This window comes from Solitalea canadensis DSM 3403 (assembly GCF_000242635.2).
Classification (GTDB): Bacteria; Bacteroidota; Bacteroidia; order Sphingobacteriales; family Sphingobacteriaceae; genus Solitalea; species Solitalea canadensis.
In genome coordinates, this window is sequence record NC_017770.1 from 670,914 (window position 1) to 690,627 (window position 19,714).

General features: G+C 36.0%; 24 protein-coding genes. 22 read left to right on the top strand and 2 right to left on the bottom strand.

Annotation, left to right across the window (positions count from 1 at the left end):
* Positions 1-53: 53 nt before the first annotated feature.
* The 14 genes from SOLCA_RS02720 to SOLCA_RS02785 all read left to right on the top strand — a co-directional run bounded on the left by SOLCA_RS02720 (position 54) and on the right by SOLCA_RS02785 (position 12,220).
* Positions 54-824 carry an alpha/beta fold hydrolase gene (locus SOLCA_RS02720; protein WP_014678915.1) on the top strand — a complete coding sequence of 257 codons (771 nt, stop codon included), beginning with the start codon at positions 54-56 and terminating at the stop codon, positions 822-824.
* Positions 825-945: 121 nt separating this feature from the next.
* Positions 946-1,608, top strand: a complete 663-nt coding sequence (locus tag SOLCA_RS02725) for a CBS domain-containing protein (RefSeq protein ID WP_014678916.1) — start codon at positions 946-948, stop codon at positions 1,606-1,608.
* An 85-nt stretch (positions 1,609-1,693) separates the two neighbouring features.
* On the top strand, positions 1,694-2,575 hold the full coding sequence (locus SOLCA_RS02730; RefSeq protein ID WP_014678917.1) for an NAD kinase: 882 nt from the start codon (positions 1,694-1,696) through the stop codon (positions 2,573-2,575).
* Between the two features lie 21 nt (positions 2,576-2,596).
* Positions 2,597-3,397 (top strand): type IX secretion system protein PorG, encoded by an 801-nt coding sequence (gene porG / locus SOLCA_RS02735; RefSeq protein ID WP_014678918.1) that lies wholly within the window; start codon positions 2,597-2,599, stop codon positions 3,395-3,397.
* 15 nt (positions 3,398-3,412) lie between these two features.
* The gene (locus tag SOLCA_RS02740) at positions 3,413-4,153 is read left to right on the top strand and encodes an isoprenyl transferase (protein ID WP_014678919.1); all 741 of its coding nucleotides are present in this window, start codon (positions 3,413-3,415) and stop codon (positions 4,151-4,153) included.
* Positions 4,154-4,173: 20 nt separating this feature from the next.
* Complete coding sequence (bamA, locus tag SOLCA_RS02745; RefSeq protein WP_014678920.1) at positions 4,174-6,717, top strand: outer membrane protein assembly factor BamA; 2,544 nt, start codon at positions 4,174-4,176, stop codon at positions 6,715-6,717.
* Positions 6,718-6,728: 11 nt separating this feature from the next.
* The gene (locus tag SOLCA_RS02750; protein ID WP_014678921.1) at positions 6,729-7,256 is read left to right on the top strand and encodes an OmpH family outer membrane protein; all 528 of its coding nucleotides are present in this window, start codon (positions 6,729-6,731) and stop codon (positions 7,254-7,256) included.
* 44 nt (positions 7,257-7,300) lie between these two features.
* Positions 7,301-7,810: an OmpH family outer membrane protein gene (locus tag SOLCA_RS02755; protein WP_014678922.1), complete on the top strand. Its 510-nt coding sequence runs from the start codon at positions 7,301-7,303 to the stop codon at positions 7,808-7,810.
* Positions 7,811-8,035: 225 nt separating this feature from the next.
* Entirely contained in the window at positions 8,036-8,419 is a 384-nt protein-coding gene (locus SOLCA_RS02760; RefSeq protein WP_014678923.1) for a hypothetical protein, read from the top strand.
* Between the two features lie 108 nt (positions 8,420-8,527).
* Positions 8,528-9,550 carry a TQO small subunit DoxD gene (locus tag SOLCA_RS02765; protein WP_014678924.1) on the top strand — a complete coding sequence of 341 codons (1,023 nt, stop codon included), beginning with the start codon at positions 8,528-8,530 and terminating at the stop codon, positions 9,548-9,550.
* A gap of 2 nt (positions 9,551-9,552) precedes the next feature.
* On the top strand, positions 9,553-9,909 hold the full coding sequence (locus SOLCA_RS02770) for a DsrE family protein (RefSeq protein ID WP_157604501.1): 357 nt from the start codon (positions 9,553-9,555) through the stop codon (positions 9,907-9,909).
* Between the two features lie 189 nt (positions 9,910-10,098).
* Positions 10,099-10,743, top strand: coding sequence for an alpha/beta hydrolase (locus SOLCA_RS02775; protein ID WP_014678926.1), 645 nt, complete (start codon positions 10,099-10,101; stop codon positions 10,741-10,743).
* A gap of 11 nt (positions 10,744-10,754) precedes the next feature.
* Positions 10,755-11,471, top strand: a complete 717-nt coding sequence (locus SOLCA_RS02780) for a YqjF family protein (RefSeq protein ID WP_014678927.1) — start codon at positions 10,755-10,757, stop codon at positions 11,469-11,471.
* Between the two features lie 98 nt (positions 11,472-11,569).
* On the top strand, positions 11,570-12,220 hold the full coding sequence (locus SOLCA_RS02785; RefSeq protein WP_014678928.1) for an MCP four helix bundle domain-containing protein: 651 nt from the start codon (positions 11,570-11,572) through the stop codon (positions 12,218-12,220).
* A 6-nt stretch (positions 12,221-12,226) separates the two neighbouring features.
* On the opposite strand, the gene SOLCA_RS02790 is transcribed toward SOLCA_RS02785, so the two are convergent.
* Positions 12,227-13,066: a helix-turn-helix domain-containing protein gene (locus tag SOLCA_RS02790; RefSeq protein WP_014678929.1), complete on the bottom strand. Its 840-nt coding sequence runs from the start codon at positions 13,064-13,066 to the stop codon at positions 12,227-12,229.
* 83 nt (positions 13,067-13,149) lie between these two features.
* Between SOLCA_RS02790 and SOLCA_RS02795 the strand changes: the two genes are divergently transcribed.
* The 3 genes from SOLCA_RS02795 to bla all read left to right on the top strand — a co-directional run bounded on the left by SOLCA_RS02795 (position 13,150) and on the right by bla (position 15,568).
* Positions 13,150-13,551, top strand: coding sequence for a DoxX family protein (locus SOLCA_RS02795; RefSeq protein WP_042480565.1), 402 nt, complete (start codon positions 13,150-13,152; stop codon positions 13,549-13,551).
* An 18-nt stretch (positions 13,552-13,569) separates the two neighbouring features.
* Positions 13,570-14,523: a polysaccharide deacetylase family protein gene (locus SOLCA_RS02800; protein ID WP_014678931.1), complete on the top strand. Its 954-nt coding sequence runs from the start codon at positions 13,570-13,572 to the stop codon at positions 14,521-14,523.
* A gap of 139 nt (positions 14,524-14,662) precedes the next feature.
* Complete coding sequence (gene bla, locus SOLCA_RS02805) at positions 14,663-15,568, top strand: class A beta-lactamase, subclass A2 (RefSeq protein WP_014678932.1); 906 nt, start codon at positions 14,663-14,665, stop codon at positions 15,566-15,568.
* Positions 15,569-15,603: 35 nt separating this feature from the next.
* On the opposite strand, the gene SOLCA_RS02810 is transcribed toward bla, so the two are convergent.
* Complete coding sequence (locus SOLCA_RS02810; RefSeq protein ID WP_014678933.1) at positions 15,604-16,644, bottom strand: tetratricopeptide repeat protein; 1,041 nt, start codon at positions 16,642-16,644, stop codon at positions 15,604-15,606.
* Between the two features lie 233 nt (positions 16,645-16,877).
* Here SOLCA_RS02810 and SOLCA_RS02815 point away from each other — a divergent pair, with 233 nt between their 5' ends.
* From SOLCA_RS02815 to SOLCA_RS02835, 5 genes are read left to right on the top strand one after another with little or no spacing between them, the layout of a single operon-like run.
* Positions 16,878-17,720 carry an alpha/beta fold hydrolase gene (locus tag SOLCA_RS02815; RefSeq protein WP_014678934.1) on the top strand — a complete coding sequence of 281 codons (843 nt, stop codon included), beginning with the start codon at positions 16,878-16,880 and terminating at the stop codon, positions 17,718-17,720.
* An 8-nt stretch (positions 17,721-17,728) separates the two neighbouring features.
* The gene (locus SOLCA_RS02820; protein WP_014678935.1) at positions 17,729-18,226 is read left to right on the top strand and encodes an RNA polymerase sigma factor; all 498 of its coding nucleotides are present in this window, start codon (positions 17,729-17,731) and stop codon (positions 18,224-18,226) included.
* Positions 18,189-18,791, top strand: coding sequence for a hypothetical protein (locus tag SOLCA_RS02825; protein WP_014678936.1), 603 nt, complete (start codon positions 18,189-18,191; stop codon positions 18,789-18,791). The genes SOLCA_RS02820 and SOLCA_RS02825 overlap by 38 nt, the downstream gene beginning before the upstream one ends.
* A gap of 5 nt (positions 18,792-18,796) precedes the next feature.
* Complete coding sequence (locus tag SOLCA_RS02830) at positions 18,797-19,246, top strand: DoxX family protein (RefSeq protein WP_014678937.1); 450 nt, start codon at positions 18,797-18,799, stop codon at positions 19,244-19,246.
* 16 nt (positions 19,247-19,262) lie between these two features.
* Positions 19,263-19,712 carry a DUF1569 domain-containing protein gene (locus SOLCA_RS02835; RefSeq protein WP_014678938.1) on the top strand — a complete coding sequence of 150 codons (450 nt, stop codon included), beginning with the start codon at positions 19,263-19,265 and terminating at the stop codon, positions 19,710-19,712.
* Positions 19,713-19,714: the final 2 nt, after the last annotated feature.

Below are 19,714 nucleotides of genomic sequence, written 5' to 3' on the forward strand. Positions count from 1 at the left end.
TAATCGGCCATTTTTAATTTTAGCTATATATTTGGTCGACATTTAGAATAATTATGAGTTATCAGCTACGAGAAGAGGACGGTTACCGGTACATTGACGAAGGGCAAGGGGAGGTATTAATCTTATTACACGGACTTATGGGTGCGCTTAGCAACTGGGAGCCTGTGGTAGACCGTTTTTCTAACAATTACAGAGTAATTATTCCGATGTTACCCCTGTATGATATGCCCTTGCTTACCACAGGAGTTAAAACATTGTCTAAATTCCTGCACAAGTTTGTTGAGCATTTGAATATTTCCAAATTTACCCTGATGGGTAATTCATTGGGCGGACATGTGGCTTTGATTTATGTGTTAAATCATCCCGAGTTTGTGCACTCTTTAGTACTAACCGGAAGTTCAGGCTTATATGAAAATGCCATGGGAGCATCTTTCCCACGTCGTGAAAGTTATGACTACATTAAAGAAAAGGTAGCGTATACTTTTTACGATCCAATAATGGCAAGTAAAGAATTAGTCGATGATGTATTTGCTACAGTTAACGACCGAAATCGCGTAATCCGAATATTGGCAATGGCAAAATCAGCTATTCGCCATAATATGGAGAAAGATTTGTATAAGATAAATATGCCTGTTTGTTTGATTTGGGGTAGAGATGATAAAATTACACCGCCTGATGTTGCGGAGGAGTTTTTGAAACTACTACCCAATGCAGAACTAAACTGGGTTGAAAAATGCGGGCATGCTCCAATGATGGAACGCCCGGAAGAATTTAATGAATACCTGGATAAATTCTTGAAAAAGGTTTATCCGGTTAATGCCTAATACTTTCTTAAGTTAGAAAATAGGCAGTTAACTATTTATGTAATAATAGTGTTTAACTATGGTTGATATTTTGATTTTAACTGCATATTTTCTACTTTAATATATACTAAATGTTAACCGTATGGTAGCCTCTCAATTAGCCAGCGATTTCATTCCTCCATTGAAGACTTCTGATTCGGCGCAAAAAGCACTTGACAGAATGGCGGAGTTTCGTGTGAGCCATTTACCAATAGTTAACGAAACAGAATTCCTTGGCCTTATTTCCGATCATGATATTGCTGAATTAGCAGATTTGAACGAACCTATTGGTAGTTCAGGGTTGTCAATTATTTACCAGTCGGTAAATGAGGATCAACATTTATACGATGCTATCAGGCTGATTCATGAGCAAAAATTAACCGTGGTGCCTGTAATAGATCATCGCAATCAATACACAGGATTAATCACCCTTACTTCACTTGCTGAGTACTTTTCTGTAATTACTGCAATTGAAAGTCCGGGAGGAATAATTATACTGGAGTTAGGCGTGCGTGATTTCTCTTTATCGGAAATTGCACGTTTGATCGAATCTGACAATGCTATGGTTTTGAGTTCATATGTTAAAACATTTAGTGATTCAACAAAATTGGAACTTACGATCAAAGTAAATAAAACAGACCTTACATCTATTCTTGCCTCTTTCCAACGATTTGGGTATACAGTTAAGGCGTCATTTTCTCATGTTTCGAGATCTGACGATACGATGGATCGTTTCGATTCATTTATGCATTATCTTAATATGTAATACTTCCTAAAAAGAAAATTTATATCTTTCACCCCTGAATTATTATCACACTTTGCTTAAAGTAGATAAAGTAAAAAACTAATAGATGAAAATTGCCCTTTACGGACGACAGTTTAGCAACAATTCTCTACCATTTGTACAAGAAATTATTGATAGTCTGGTTCAGCATGGGGTAGATATACTTATCTATAAAGAGTTTAAAGAATTTATTGAAGCCAAACAAATTAACCCATTTAATGCAGAAACCTTTGCTGATCATACTGATTTAACAGGTCATGTGAAATGTATGTTAAGTTTGGGTGGTGATGGAACTTTGCTGGATACGTTGGCATTGGTGAGAGATTCGGGCTTACCTGTATTAGGGATAAATCTTGGTCGTTTAGGTTTTCTGGCAAGTATTAATAAAACAGAAATCAAGTTGGCAATTGCGGCTTTGGTAAATGATGAATATACGCTTGATACCAGGGTGCTTATTAATCTTGATTCAACAGAAACGGATATTTTTGGTGAAGTAAACTATGCATTGAACGAAATAACGATTCATAAAAGAGATACCTCACCAATGATTATTATTCATACCTATATTAATGGTGAGTTTTTAAATTCATATTGGGCAGACGGACTGATTATCTCAACCCCTACAGGGTCTACGGCTTATTCATTAAGTTGTGGCGGGCCGATTGTTTTTCCACAATCGGGAAATTTTGTGATTACTCCAATTTGTCCGCATAATTTAAGTGTACGTCCGATCGTTATCTCTGACAGTAGTGTACTTACCTTCCGGATCGAAGCACGCGCCTCGCAGTTTTTGGTGTCGCTTGATTCGAGGACCGAAACGGTAGATACAAATGTGGTTTTAACAGCCAAAAAAGAAAATTTTTCTATAAATCTGATACGCCTCTACAATGAAAGCTATTTAACCACGTTAAGGAACAAGTTAATGTGGGGACTGGATTCAAGAAATTAAATCAGATACCTGACTAAATAAATGTTTAAGAAGATAACAGCCGTTTTAACGGTTTTGGTTTTAATAGTTAGCATTAATGCTAGTGCACAAAAATATGAGCTGGGTGCATTTGTTGGCGGGGCAGGTTATAAAGGCGATTTAAGTCAGTTTAACTATTTCCGTTTTACAGATGCTGCATTTGGAATTATTTTTCGTAAAAACTTTAACCCACGTAATGCTTTAAAGGTTACATTAACACACGGTAAAGTGCAGGCTAATGATGCCACATCAGGGATTCCTGATCAGGAACGTAGGAATTTACGTTTCGAATCACCAATTAATGAGCTTTCTGTTCAATATGAATTTAATTTCTTTAGTTTAAATCCGTTTAAAGAAGGCGAAGTATTTTCACCTTATCTGTCAGCAGGCTTATCTGTTTTCAATTTTGATCCCCAGGCTGAAAATGGTCAGCGTTTGCAACCATTAGGAACTGAGGGACAAGGATTGGAAGGTTACGAGAAACGTTATAGGCTAACAACACTTTCGGTTCCTTTAGCTTTTGGGCTGAAGTATCAAATGACTGAACGCTGGAAATTATTCAGTGAGTTGGGCTACAGAATCACTTTTACAGATTATATAGACGATGTAAGTGGTTACTATGCTAATTTGAGCTCAGTACCATCTACGTTAACAAGAACATACGCCGACAGATCAGCAGAAGCAGGATATGCATCAAACTTACCAGGCAATCAGCGAGGAGATCTATTGAAAAAAGATATGTATATGTTTGCCGTTGTTGGCATTACATTTAGTTTTGTATCTTCGCGCTGTCCAACTTTTTAGCATAGTAGGGTAAAAATGAGTTTTAAGGAAAAGATCGATATGGATCGCTTACCGCGACACGTTGCAGTAATTATGGATGGCAATGGCCGGTGGGCAAAAGAGAAAGGAAAACTACGCGTTTTTGGACACCAAAACGGCGTAAAGGCGGTGCGCGATACAGTTGAAGCTGCAACAGAGTTAGGAGTAGAATACCTTACTCTTTATGCTTTTTCTACTGAAAACTGGAATCGCCCAGCTTTTGAAGTAACAGCATTAATGGAATTATTGGTATCTACAATTAACAAAGAGACCAAAACATTGATGGAAAACGGTGTTCGTTTGAATGCTTTTGGTGATTTAAAGTCTTTGCCTTCAAGATGTTACAAAGAATTAATGGAGGCGATAGACAAAACTAGCACTAATAAGCGTTTAACATTAAATCTTGCATTAAGTTACAGTGCCCGTTGGGAGTTAACTCAAATGGCAAAACAGCTTGCTGCCAAGATTGAAAACAAAGAAATGAGTGCCGCAGATGTAAATGAAGACATAGTTTCTTCATTATTATGTACGGCAGGAATACCTGACCCTGAATTATTGATCCGCACCAGTGGTGAATATCGTATCAGTAACTTTATGTTATGGCAAATTGCATATTCTGAGTTATATTTTACAGATATATTCTGGCCTGATTTCAGGAGGGAGCATCTGTATGAAGCTATAGTAAATTATCAAAGCCGTGAACGACGTTTCGGCAAAACAAGTGAACAAGTTATCTAATATCGATTCGAACTGACTGAATGAAGAGGACCTTATTAACAGCGTTTTTAACTCTATTGCTGTTCAACTTAACCAATGCCCAAATTATTTATAAACCGCAAGCAAGGCCCCAAGTTGATCCGAATGCACCTAAGGAATACATTATTGGCGGCATTACCGTTAGCGGTACGCAGTCATTAGATAAAGATGTGCTTATCACTATTTCTAAATTAAAAGTTGGAGATAGAATAAAAGTTCCTGGTGATAAAATGGCTGCGTCAATTAAAGATTTGTGGGCGCAGGGCTTATTTGATGATGTGCAGATCAACATCACTGATATTCGTCAGGATTCTATTTTCCTTGATCTTTATCTGTTGGAGCGACCGCGTTTATCAAAAGTAATTTTCCGTGGATTAAAAAAATCGGAAGTAGATGATCTGAATGAGAAAAAATTGAAGGATGCTACAGGAAAAGTAGTAAACGACAATCTTATTCAGTCGACATCATTGATCGTAAAGAAATACTTTGTAGAAAAAGGGTATTATAATACAGAAGTATTTGCTACACAACGCCCTGATTCAGCTTCTGGCAGAACCGCATTGGTTTTAACTGTAAATAAGCACTCGAAGGTAAAAGTAAATAGTATTACTGTTGAAGGCAATACAGCTATTTCTGATGCGAAGATCAAGAAATTTATGAAAGGTACCAAAGAACGTAAGTTCTATAAGATCTTTGGTTCAAAAAAATACCTTGAGTCTAAGTATGATGAAGATAAGGCAACTATCGTTAAAAAATATAATGAACGAGGTTACCGTGATGCTAGTATTACAATGGATACTGTGTATCGTCACGATCTTAATTCATTAGATATTACCATGAAAATCTCAGAGGGACATAAATACTACTTCGGAGATGTTAAGTGGGCTGGAAATGCTATTTATAAGTCGGAGCAACTAAGCCAGATATTAGCTATCAAAAAAGGTGATGTTTACGACGAAGAAAAAATGGAGAAACGTTTACGTAACAGTCCTTCTGAAGACGACGTTTCATCATTATACATGAACAATGGTTATTTGTTCTTTAGTGTAAATCCGGTTCAAACCAGTGTTAAAGGTGATACCATTAACCTTGAAATGCAGATTTATGAAGGAGAACAAGCAACAATCAATAAAGTTGTTGTAAACGGTAACGACCGTACAAACGATAAAGTTGTTTTGCGTGAAATTAGGACAAAACCGGGTGATAAATTCAATAAATCATTATTGATCCGTACCATTCGTGAGTTAAATCAGTTAGGTTATTTTGATGAACAAAAGACTACTCCTGATGTAAAACCTAATCCTCAGGACGGAACAGTAGACCTTGCCTTCAATGTTACAGAAAAACCTTCTGACCAGTTAGAACTTTCTGGTGGCTTTGGTGGTGGCCGTATCATTGGTACCTTGGGCTTAACGTTCAATAACTTCTCCCTACGTAAATTATTTACAAGCGATTGGGGTGGTATTTTACCAGCAGGTGATGGACAAAAATTATCACTTCGTGTTCAATCAAATGGTAAATATTATCAGGCCTACAGTTTCTCATTTTCTGAGCCATGGTTAGGAGGAGATAAACCAAGATACTTTAGCTTGTCATTTACTCACACCAATCAAAATGTGACAGGTGCAAGTAAATCAAGTTCAAGTTATCAGGCATTGCAGTTAACAGGGGTTACATTAGGATTAGGACAACGCTTAAGATGGCCTGATGACTATTTTACCTTAAATACCTCATTAGCTTTTAACCGATATAACTTTACTAACTATCCATATTTTACGCAGTTTAGTACCGGTACTTCTTATACTTTTAGTTTAACAGAAACATTAGGACGTAACTCTATTGACGCTCCTATTTATCCTACTTCAGGATCTAATATTCAGTTAAGTGTTGAGTTAACTCCTCCATATTCACTAATAAATGGAAAGAACTATGCTGATCCTAATATGTCTCCTCAGGAGAAATATAAGTTCACAGAGTTTCACCGTTGGAAGTTCGATGCTGGATGGTACACCAAAGCTTCTGCATCAAGTAAACTAGTGTTCCACATGGGAATGCACTTAGGATTCTTAGGTTATTACAATAAAGACATTGGTACAACACAGTTTGATCGTTGGAAAGTGGGAGGTAGTGGATTACAAGGTTACGATTATATTCAAGGGGTAGAGGTTATTCCATTGCGTGGTTACGCTGATAACTCAGTTACTCCGGTTGGGAGTTCATCTTCAAGCTATTATAATGGTAGTCCGATCTATGCTCGTTACTTATTAGAACTTCGCCATCCAATTACCTTAAACCAGCAGGCTACTATTTTTGCATTAGCATTTGCTGAAGCAGGTAATACTTGGGATAACTTTAGAACGTTTCAGCCGTTTAATGTTAAAAGATCTGTGGGTGCCGGTGTTCGTATCTTCTTACCAATCTTTGGTATGTTGGGTCTTGACTATGGTTATGGATTTGATTCGGTTCCTCCGATCCCTGGTGGTGGTAAAGCTAATAAAGGGCAATTCCACTTCTCAATTGCACAGCAGTTAGGTGCCGGATTTTAATAATTAGTAAAATGAAAAGATTACTCTTAACAATAGTTTTAATTGTAAGTTTTGGTGTATTTGCAGCCCATGCACAAAAAATTGGTTATGTAGATACTGAATATGTATTGAAGCATATGCCTGAGTACAGCGCAGCTCAGAAGCAAATCAACTCTTTATCTGAACAATGGCAGAAAGAAATAGATCAGAAGTTTGATGAGGTTGATGCATTGTATAAAGCTTACCAGTCAGAGCAAATGTTGTTGACAGATGCTATGCGCAAGAAACGTGAAGAGGAAATAGTGAAGCAAGAAAAGGATGCCAAAGATTTGCAAAAAGCTAAATTTGGACCTGAGGGTGAATTATTTTCGAAACAAAAATCATTGGTGAAACCTATTCAGGATAAGGTTTATAAGGCAATTGAGCAAATTGCTGAAGAAGGTATGTACGCAATTATTTTTGATAAGTCAAACGGAATGCTATATTCGAGCCCTCGTTTCGATAAAAGTAACGATGTACTGGCAAAGCTTGGTTTAAAGCCAGGTGAGTTTGCTAAGTAAAATAATAACCAAGAGAACATTTTATAGAAAACTGAAAATTAAAAATGAAAACAATTAAAGTTTTAGTTGCGGCAGTAGTGCTGTTGATTTTTGCGGGTAATGCTAACGCCCAAACCAAATTTGGCCATATTAACGTAAATGAGTTAATTGCTGCTATGCCTGACATTAAAGTTGCTGATAAAGCAGTTCAGGACTTTGCTACTACGTTGGATGGTCAGATGAAAACTATGACCACTGAGTACCAAACTAAAATTGCTGATTACCAGTCAAAAGAAAAAACTATGACTGATGCTATTAAAGAAGCAAAGGTTAAAGAAATTCAAGATTTAGAAAAACGTATCGGTGAGTTCCAGCAAAAAGCTCAGCAAGATATTGGTAAAAAACAAGAAGAAGTTTATGCTCCGGTATTGAAAAAAGCTGAAGATGCGGTTAAAGCTGTAGCTAAAGAAAACAACATTGCTTACGTTTTCGATTCAAGCAAAGGTGTGTTGATTCAATTCCCTGATGGTGACAACATTTTACCTTTAGTAAAAAAGAAATTAGGTATTCAGTAAGCTAAGAAATTAGTTTGAATAAAGATGTTTAAAGCGTCCTGTTCCGGTTAACGGAATAGGACGCTTTTGTTTTTTACATTGGCAACTTAGCTATTAGAAATCAGCTACTTACTCTTAGTCTCATTTTTAGTTAATATTTCAGAATACTTTAAATTTTCATTTTTCTGTAAGTAACGTTTTGGAGGTATTGCGATATGCTGAAATGAAAGTTTTATTTTAGCAGATATGACGAAAAAAAAGACAGCTTATGCTTTGTTGCTTCGGAAGTTTATGTTAATAAGCTTTTCGTTGTTTTTAGCTGTTTTTATTTCATGCCATGTTCGTAAGGCTATCAAGTTTGAGTTGGGCATTCCAGTTGTGTTGGGACAAACAATAGAGAAGAGTTTGTCAACAGACAATTGTCAGATTAATGAGTACTCCGGCTCTGTCGAATGGGAGCTTAACGATCAAAAGGCCCCCACACAATTATTATCTGGAATATTAACAGTAGCAATATTGTTCTTTGCCATTCTTTTCGTTGATGGTAGCAGACAGTTATTCCCGCATCAAACATCACCATTACTTAATCAACTACCTTTATTTCTTCTCTACCGAAAACTACTAATTTGATTTTTCATTGAGCTGAGCTTTCAATTCAGCAATTATTAAGCTTTTATCAGAACTATCGTTTATGAGGCAACCGCTTGTTTGTGGATGGCCTGCTTATTATTAAAATCAATGGTAAATCATTTTCATAACAATAAAATTTCAGCTAGCCAATATGGCTCAATTACATTAGCATTAAGAGTAGTTACCGGGTGGACTTACTTTTCCGCATTCTGGCGCAGGTTAATTCTTGAAAACAAGTTGGATCCGGATGCTCCTGGATATATTGGAGAAAAGTTCAACCATTTTCTACCAAACGCATTATTAATAAAACCTCAGATAGAGTTCCTTGTTACACATCCCGATTGGTTATGGTGGGCGATGCTCGTGTTTACAATTATAGAGGGTGTTGTTGGATTGTTATTTATGCTGGGACTCTTTACCAGATTAATGAGCATAGGAGTTTTTAGCCTTGCTATGGGTATATTGCTGGGAGCAGGATGGTTGGGTACAACATGTCTTGACGAATGGCAAATAGGAGTGTTAGGCGTGGCTGCAGGGTTTACTGTTTTCCTATCGGGAGGTGGGGCTTATTCTGTGGATACAGTTCTTCAACAGAAAATAGGAAGCAGCAAACTGATGAATTGGTTAAGTTCAGGAGAATTCAGTTTCTCAGAAAAAATATTGAAGAAAATAGTGATAGGAGGTACCGTCTTTATCACTGCTTTAACTTTATTTACCAATCAGTATTTTCATGGTGGTGTGTGGGGTAAACTTCATAATCTTTCGGTAAAACCCAATATCCACATTTCTGGTGCACAGATTGAAAATGGGAAGTTAAGTTTTACCATTTTTAGAAATGAAGGTGCAGATGTTTACGGCTCATTCTTAATTAAAATAACCTTGAAGGATAAGCAAGGAAATATTTTGATGGAACGTGCAGCAAATGAACTGGCCTCGATGAGTAAAAGTGATATAAAAAATTATTACGTAGCTAAAGTAAAACCAGGTAAACTGAGTATAGTTGTTCCGTTGGGTGCAAAGGCAACCTTACACTTTATTGAACCTGTATTTCTGCAATCGCTAAATACTGACGATCTGATTCTTGAGCTCACTGACATAAGTGGAATAATATGGACCTCAAAAATCAATTAACCATGCAAGAGACTGGTCAATATAAAGTGGTTTTTCAATTATCGAGCAATGATAGTGCAGTGCATAAGGTACTGATACAGCAGCTTCATAATCTCCTAAATGCTTTGAATAATGTAATTATTGAAGTCGCAATCAATGGTCCTGGAATTGACTTTGTTTACAAGGGATCTGTATTTGCAGACGTAATTCAAGAATTAAACCGAAAGGATGTAACTTTCTTAATCTGTAATAATACATTGAACGGTTTAAGAATTACGACTGAGCAATTAATTGATGATATTAAGGTAATTCCTGCTACTGTAGCCCATTTAGTGACGCGGCAGTACGAAGGATGGGCCTATATTAAAGCCGGATTTTAATTTATTATGATAGAAGCTCTTTCACATTGAAAGTGCTTCTGTCTTTTCATAAAAAATCAGATATTACCTTATGAAATTGATTGGATAGTAATATCAGGTTTGTAGGCTCATATTGGATTTTCTATGTGTACTAATTGAAATGCGATTAAGTCATTTGTGCAATACATTTAATCTGTTTTTAATAACGTTGTGAACATATACCTTGTAAGTGGCTTAGGAGCCGATAAACGTGCATTTCAGCGAGTGACATTTCCTGCTAATTATCGCATCCACCATGTTGAATGGATAGAACCAAAATGTGATGAATCTATATCATCTTATGCCTTGAGATTATCAACTCAGATTAATATAAGTGAGCCATTCTGTTTGATCGGATTATCTTTTGGAGGAATGATCGTGGTAGAAATGTTGGATTTTCTTCAACCGGTAAAAACGATCATTATTTCAAGTGTTTCGAACTCTGGTCAGATTCCGTGGTTTTATAAAATTAAGGGCACTGTAAAGCTGTTGCGATTCATTCCGTTGTCATTTTTTAAATCGTCCAATACAATTATTCATTGGTTATTTGGATTGAGTAATAAAGGCGAAAAGCAATTATTCAAAGAAATCATCAACGACTGTGATCCAAATTTTATGAAATGGGCGATAGCTCAAGTGCTTTTATTGAAAATGGATAGGGCTGCTTATGAGATTATTCATATCCATGGGAATAATGACAAAATTTTGCCAATGCCCACAATTGGTGTAAATTATGTCATTGATGGAGGCGGGCACTTTATGGTATTTAATAAAGCTTTTGAAATCTCTACTATTTTAGCCTCATCATTAAACTAACAACCCTTCACATGAATTCTATTTTTTTATCTGCAGAGTGGCGCAAACTGGTAATGGCTAATTATGTAGTTGATCCTTCTCTATTGTTGCCTTACCTACCTTATAAAACAGAGTTGGATTGTTTTAATAATCAGTGTTATTTAAGCCTTGTTGGGTTTAGGTTTCTTAATACTAAATTAAAAGGAGTTAAAATTCCTTTTCATTCTAATTTTGAAGAAGTAAACCTTAGGTTTTATGTTCGTTTTAAATCTAATAATGAATGGAAGAGGGGAGTGGTTTTTATTAAAGAAATTGTTCCAAAACCGGCCTTGGCATTTGTTGCTAATACACTTTATAAAGAGAACTACGATACAATGCCAATGAAGCATGAGTGGAAGACTACCGAAAATAGCCTTTTTGTTTCCTACCAGTGGAATTGGAATGATAAATGGAATCAGCTATCGGTTTCTGCGGCTAATAAACCCATGCCGATTTTGCAAGGAAGCGAAGCGGAGTTTATAACTGAACATTATTGGGGTTACACCAAACTAAATGACAAGAAAACATCTGAATATGAAGTTGAACATCCACGATGGAAAACATACCTCATTAATAGCTACGAAATAGATGTGGATTTCGCGAGTATTTATGATGAACGTTTTAGTTTTTTAAACAAAGCTACTCCGACGTCAGTTTTTCTTGCAGAAGGTTCTATTATAAATGTACGTTCAGTTACTACGGTAGTATAAGCATATGTCCGTTCTCAATAATTGATAACAATCCTGTTTTACGTTAGCTATCAATAATTATTTTAATTATTTTGCGGGTTGACCAATGAATTGACTTTATGAAGTGGGGTTATTCCGTTACACAAAAAACGAAAGCGGCTGCGCTTTTGGTTTTGGTTTTCGTTATTGTACTTGCCAAAAATATTATTGATCGTAATAATGTTTTAGAGTTAGGAGATTCTTTTTCGGCCGTTTACAAAGATCGTTTGATGGCTGAAAGTTATATCTATCATTTTTCAGATCATTTATACCAGAAGAAGTTATTATTAGCAACCAATCAAAATATGGATGGTGGTGTAAAACAGTCGCTGGATCGTCATAATAAAGAAATTAATGATATTATAACCAAGTATGATGAAACCAAGCTTACGGAAATAGAATCCAATTATTTCAAGGAATTTAAAAAGAACTTACATGATCTGATGGCATTGGAAACGGATTACCTCAGTAAGGCCAGCAGCACAACCAAACAATTGATTGATCAACAATTTACCGTTGCACTGAGCAACTTAAACCAGCTTTCAACTATTCAAACCGCCGAAGGTAAAAAGTTAATGGAAGGTTCTCAAAAGATAATCTCCGAGTCAACTCTTTTGACCAAACTTGAGTTGGCTATTCTAATTATCATTGGTTTAATAATACAGGTGCTAATTTTTGCTTCAGGTTCTTTGGTTCCTAAAACTCAACCTAGAAATCAGCATCTTAATTAATTTTCTTTATAGGATCAGTTCTTTACGGTATTGTGAGGGATTTATGCCTGTGTGAGTTTTAAAGAATTTATTGAAATGACTGAGATCGGAAAATCCCAACTCATTGCAGATATCTTTAATTGAAAATGAACTATACTTTAGGCGATTGGTTATTAGATTCAATTTGTAATTGTTTATATAATCACGAAGATTGATGCCAGTTTTTTCTTTAAAGTAGATCCCCAAATAATGCTTTGATAGTCCAAATACATCGCCTAAATGATCTGCCTGGGTCATTTCAAGATGGTAGATGTTTTTGTGAATGTAATTGATAATTGCAGTTATTCGATCGTTAATTGCACCATTCGTTCGTAAACTGCTGATATTCCTTTTTATTATTGATAATGTAGCCTGAATAAGAAAAAATATGGTTTCATTCGTTTCGTTCCTCGTCTCTTTCCATTCGTCTGCAATCAGTCTTAATAAACCATCGGTTTTCTTCGCGTCTTCCTCATTTCGCAATATTGGGGCATCCATAAGTGAGTTGAGCATTAAGAGCTCATCCATGTGCTGATTCCAATTAGTTTGAACTTGTATATTTCCAATTCCACTTAAGTATACATTATTGAACTTTAAAAAAGTAAATAAAGTCTTTTCATGAATGTCAAAAGAGTGATAATCAGAAGGTCTTAACAGAAACAATGAATGCTCTGAATAAGGTTGCTCGTTGCCTGAAAGATAATGAACTCCCTTTCCTGCGTGTATGAAGATGATTTCGAAATGATTATGATTATGAATCGGATGTTCCCATTTTGTTGCCTCAAAATGAGAAATCTTTAAAAATTCATGTTGAATGTATCTTTTCATTCTTGCCAAAATACCATTTTTTAATGAAAATGTACAAGTTATTGGGAGACGACAGAACTACCTTTACAAAAAATAATCACAATATGAATAACACAATAGTTGCTTATCTTTTGCTTCGAATAGCAGTAGGAGCAAGTATGTTTGGACACGGTTTAGTAAGGCTGCCCAAATTACATGGCTTCAGTCAATGGATGGTTGGAACTTTTGAAAAATCCATGCTACCCAAAGTCTTAGTGCTTCCCTTTAGCTATATTTTACCAATCGCTGAATTCAGTATCGGGCTGTTTTTAATTCTTGGATTGTTTACCCAACAAACGCTGATTGCCGGAATCATAGTAATGATTTTCCTTGTTTTTGGCTCTTGCACGATAGAAGAATGGGGCGCTGTTCCTTCACAATTAATGCATGCAGCTTTTTTTGCCATGCTTTTACTTTTTATTAATCACAACCAATTGACTATTAAATCGCTTTTAACAGGTAAGTAATTCAATTACTAAATTAGAATGACAACACGCCGCGACTTTATAAAACAAAGCAGTATGGTTGGCTTGGTTAGTTTGGTTCAACCTGCTTCCATAATTTCAGGAATAAGGAGTAAAAATGTTAATGCTATGAATAATGAAAATACATATTGGCCAGATGGTTCCAGGTTAATGATTTCAGTTTCGATGCAGTTTGAGGCTGGCGGACAACCAATTGATGCGGAAAGTCCGTTTCCACCAACAATGATTAAAGGATTTAACGACTTACCGGCTCAAACCTGGTATGAATACGGATATAAAGAAGGAATTCCTCGAATGTTGGAGCTATGGGATAAGTTCAACATCAAGGTAACGTCACACATGGTTGGGTCGGCTGTGTTGAAGAATCCTGCATTGGCAAAAGAAATTGTTCAGCGCGGACATGAAGCTGCCGCACACGGTATGAATTGGTCTTCACAGTATAATTTACCTTATGAGGATGAAAAGAAATTTATATCCGATGGGGTAGAGGCTGTAAAAAAGGTTACCGGAATAAGACCTGTAGGTTATAATGCTAATTGGTTACGCCGGGGAGAAAACACATTGAAAATCTTGCAAGAATTAGGTTTTACGTATCACATTGATGATTTAAGCAGAGATGAACCGTTTATCATTAAGGTGAATAATAAAGATTTTGCAGTTGTTCCTTACACACTTCGATGCAATGATATCATGCTCATCGAAGGTCGACAATTTTCAGCCGATCAATTTCTTGTGCAACTCAAGATGGAGTTTGATCAACTATATAGTGAGTCGTTCACCAAAAGAAGGATGATGTCAATTAGCTTTCATGACCGGATTGGAGGTACACCACAAATGGTTGATGCAGCCCGACAATTCTTTGAATATGCAACAAAACAAAAAGGAGTTGTTTTTAAACGGAAAGACGAGATTGCTCAATTAGCGCTAAAGAATAAAGATACGATAAGAGAATAATGAAAAAGGTTAGGTGATAGCTCATCTAACCTTTTTCATTTATAGCCCTTGCATAATTAATTGTTAGAAAAATAGACGCCATTTTATTGGGAGTTAACATTTCTATATCTATTTTTAATTATTCACATATCTGTTATTCATGAAAAATAGTAAGCTTAATAAAATCCTGATTACATTCATTATTTCCTTCGTTTTTAATAGTTTATCAGCACAACAACTGACTTTTAAAGATCAAATTGACCAAATTGCTAAAGAAGCTAAAGGAGATGTAGGGGTGGCATTGTTAAATTTAGAGGCGGGGGATACATTCTTGTATAATGAAACGATGCATTTTCCAATGCAGAGCGTTTATAAGTTCCCGTTAGCAATGGCCGTGTTAAGTCAGGTAGATGCCGGAAAGTTAACGATTGATCAAAAATTGCATTTAACTAAAAGGGATCTTTTACCAAATACCTGGAGTCCATTGAGAGAAAAATACCCTAATGCTAATGCTGATGTTACATTGATGGAAGTGTTGAAGGCCACCGTTTCCGAAAGTGATAATAATGGTTGTGATATATTGTTCAGGCTGTTAGGCGGACCGAAGAAAGTTGAAAAGTATATCCATGGAATTGGTGTTAAGGAAATTGCAATTGCAGCAACTGAAGAAGAAATGCACACAGCCTGGGACGTACAGTTTACCAATTGGTGCACACCCGTGGCAATGCAACAGTTGTTAAGCACATTTCATAAAGATGATAAATTATCAGAAAAGAGTAAGCAGCTGCTTTGGGACATGATGGTTGATTCACCAACCGGAGCAAAAAGAATTAAAGCATTACTGCCAGAAGGAACTGTTGTGGCGCACAAAACCGGAACTTCGGACACTAATAAAGAGGGCGTTACTGGAGCAATTAATGACGTGGGGATTATTGTATTACCTAATAAGCATCATTTAGCGATCACTGTATTTGTGGCAAATTCTAAGGCAAGTACTGGTATAATGGAAGAAACCATTGCCAAAATTGCCAAGGCGGCATACGATAATGAGATAAACAAGCAGTAATAAAAAAGGAGGTTTAAACCTCCTTTTTTGTTTGATTAAAATTGACGGACAACTTTTTCGTACCAGTTGTCAAAATCTGTTATACTTTGGTCGTGACTGGTAAGCCACACTTTTGCTTCGCTATCGGTTGTTGAGTTAGCATCTTCATTTGCCAGACTAATGAAATAGCAAAAGGTTTCTGTATGATTTTTCTTTTGCATATCGGAAAAGAAATCAACGTAAAAATTCCACCAAAAGTTCGATTGTTCCTTTTTTAATTCACTCAATGTTGCAAAAAATGATTTCGTATTTTCAAAAAATAGCTGACCAGCTGTTTTTCCTTTATTTATTTCTGCGAGGTTACTTGCCTGCGACATTGATAACATCAATTCTGCAGCGGAAAACTCATCATTACTATTGCTAAGGGTAATTGTTATATTTTTCTCTGATTCCTTCTTTACACCTTCTTTTCGTAAAGTCTCCAGTCGTACAAAAGCATTTACTGCCCGTTCACTGGTTGGCTCCAAAAGTAAAAAGTTGTATAAAGCTAATAGTGTCTTAACCCGGTTTCCTTTCTTTTCCATTGCTTTGCTTAGTAACAGATGACTACTGGCATGTTGCGGATTTAACTTTAATGCATTTTGTAGTTCAACTTCCGTATTCTCATATTGTTCCATTCCGTAGTAGGTAACTGCCAGATTATAATAAAGCAAGTAGGTGGGCTTAACCTTCGTCAAGGCTTTTTTATAGATTTCTACAGCTTCTTTGGGTTTGTCGGCTAAATCAAGCGAATTTCCGATTAATAGATAAGCATCGTCTGTATCTTCAGAAAAAGGTAACTCCAATACTTTGTTACAGTAAGAAATTGTTTTATCGTAATCTTTTATAGCATGATAGGTGTATGCAATTTCATAAAGAACCGCTGTTGATTTACTATCAATTTTCAGTGCTTCCCCATAACTTTTTAAAGCACCTGTATAATCACCATTATCATGCATTCTGATACCTCTGTTTATCAGTGTATCAATATTTTGTGTTTGTCCGAATGAAAAGATAGAAAACGAACATAACAGGAAAAAAAGGAAGAGTTTTTTCATTTGCGATTAGCTATTAATTTTTAGGAACAAAACAATAAGGAGAGTAAACAGATGTTTTTGAGCTTAGATGAATATGTGAAAAATATAGCACTACTTCAAAATTAAAAATGATTTTAATTTACTGTAAATCAGGTTTTGTAGAGTTTAATTCTTATTTGTTAAAAGTAAACCAAAAAAGCTGTAACATTTTGAAGCTTGTTGTATCTAAAGGGAAATTTTAAAAAGATACTACAATGAAAAAGATCACATTTTTAATCGTATTGTTTGCCTTCATATTATTATATATTAACGTATTTGCTGCAACTAACCAACCTTTTGAAGTTAAGGTTACAGGAAAAGGAAAACATACAATTCTATTCATTCCCGGATTTGCATCTTCCGGAGATGTTTGGGATGAAACCATTGAAACATTCAGTCCGGATTTTAAGTGTTATAAATTAACAATGCCTGGGTTTGCAGGTACAAAAGCGCAGGAAAATCCATCATTAAAGCAATGGGTAGAAGATATTTCGGCTTTCATCAAAACTGAAAAAATTAACCTTCCAATCGTTATGGGTCATAGTATGGGGGCAGTTATGGCAATGATGCTAGCAGCAAAACATCCTGAGCAAGTGAGTAAAATTGTAATTGTAGACGGACTGCCTTGCCTGCCTGCCGTTTTTAATCCGGCTTTTAAAAGCAATGATAGTCCGGATTGCAACCAGTCGATTAACCAATTTACAGGAATGAGTGATGAAGCGTTTAAAAAAGCACAAAATGCAGGTATAAAACGTCTTATGATAGATATCAGTAAGTTTGAAACAGTGGTAAACTGGACCTTACAATCTGATCACAGAACAGTAGGTAAATTGTTTTGCGATATGTCTAATATTGACCTGCGTGCTGAAATAGCAGGCATTCAATGCCCGTCATTAGTGCTATTAGAAGCTCCATTTAAGCAATTTGAAGGAGCAATGACAGCTCAGTTTGCACAACTTAAAGGAGCGCACCTGCTGTATGCTAATAAAGGCCTACATTTTATTATGTTTGATGATAAAGAATGGTACCTTAAACAACTATCTGCTTTCATAAAATAGCACATTAAATGACCTTTGAAGAAATTTATCAAACGTTTTCACCCAGGGTTTTTAGGTTGTGTATGGGATATGTGAATGATAATAACTGGGCAAAAGATATTACACAGGAAACATTTATAGCCGTGTGGCAAAATCTTCCAAAATTCAGGAATGAGTCATCTGTTGATACTTGGATTTTCAGAATTGCATCCAATAACTGTTTGATTCAGATAGAACGGGAAAAGAAAATGGAGAAAACGGAACTTCCATTAGAGTTAACGGAGAACACATCTGAAGATAATTCTGAACAGGAAAAATTCCTTTATAAATGTATTTCTGAACTGGAAGAAACCGACAGATTGATCATTTCGCTAGAACTAGAAGAATTGCCACAAGTGCAAATAGCAGAGATCGTAGGTATTTCCGAAGGGAATGTAAGGGTGAAAATTCACCGGATTAAGGAGAAAATTCTTAAAAAATTTCAACAGCATGAACAATTTCAACGAGATAAAGAATCTGTGGCATAGGCAGTCAGTACAGGATTTGCCAAACGTACAGGAGATCATTGCCCAGGCTAAATCTTTTCAACATAAAACCCGTATTTCTATTCTTTTGAATAATAGCCTATTAGCGTTAACCATAGTTTTTGTAATGGGGGTATTATTCTATTACAAACCTGATTACCTTACCACCAAGTTAGGTGTAGTTTTGGTGGTAATTGCCATGGTAATGTCAATTGTCTTGCAAAACAGGATTATGCAATTGCTTTTCAAGACAAAAGGAGTTAACGATGATGATAATCAGCATTATTTGCAAAAAATGATTGATTTTAGGAACAGGCAAACAGATTTTCAAAACAAAGTAATGTCAATTTACTTTATATTACTGTCTGCCGGAATTGCGCTATACCTGATTGAATACACCGTGAGAATGAAATGGCCTTATGCGGTATTGTGTTATTCGATTACAACAGCGTGGATTGCTTTTAACTGGTTTTATATTCGCCCTCGTCAGATTAGAAAACAACGTGAAAAAGTGAATAATGTAATAGCCAATCTTGAAAAGATCCAAAATCAGCTTATTGAAAACTAAATTATATGAAACCTTTAATTGTACTTCTTGCTATTTTTTGTCTTGCATTAGTCGGTACACGAGTTGTTGGGCCTGACTGGAATCCAACATTTGCTGGAAATTTAGCAATGGCCGTTATGCTAATGTTTACTGCTTTGGGTCACTTCAAATTTGCTGATGGAATGGCTTTAATGGTACCTGAGTTTATGCCCTTCAAGCGCGAACTGGTTTTAGGAACTGGTATAATTGAAATTATTGCTGCTATTGGATTATTAATTCCTGCTTATCGCAGCCTCACCGCACTACTTCTGATCATTTTTTTTATTGTACTTCTGTCAGCTAATATAAATGCGGCTGTAAAACACATCGACTATGAAAAAGCTACAACAACAGGACAGGGAACAAGCTATTTATGGTTTCGTATTCCGTTACAAATTTTATTTATTGGCTGGGTTTATTATTTTGGGATAAACTAATCTCAATGCTAGTAAAATGAAAAATCTGTTAAATGCTGCTGTCAACAAAGAAATTATCGATCGGCTAAATAGCCTTACCCCATCAAGTCAGGCCCAATGGGGGAAAATGGATGTTGCACAAATGCTTGCACACTGCCAGGTACCCATGCAGGTTGCAGTTGGTGAGGTAAAACTAAAGAAAGGGTGGATCGGTATTTTTTTCGGGAGATTAGTGAAAAAACAACTGATGAGTGATAAGCCTTTGAAAAGGGGACTACCTACCGATAAAAGTTTTTTAGTAGTTGATCAAAGAGATTTTGATGTGGAAAAGGAAAAACTGGCAGTGCTTATTAATCACTTTGTTGCAAAGGGTCCGATGGGCATTTCAAAGAATCCGCATCCCATTTTTGGAGATATGACTCCGGATGAATGGGGCTATTTAGCATGGAAACATTTAGATCACCATTTGACACAATTTGGTGCCTAAGT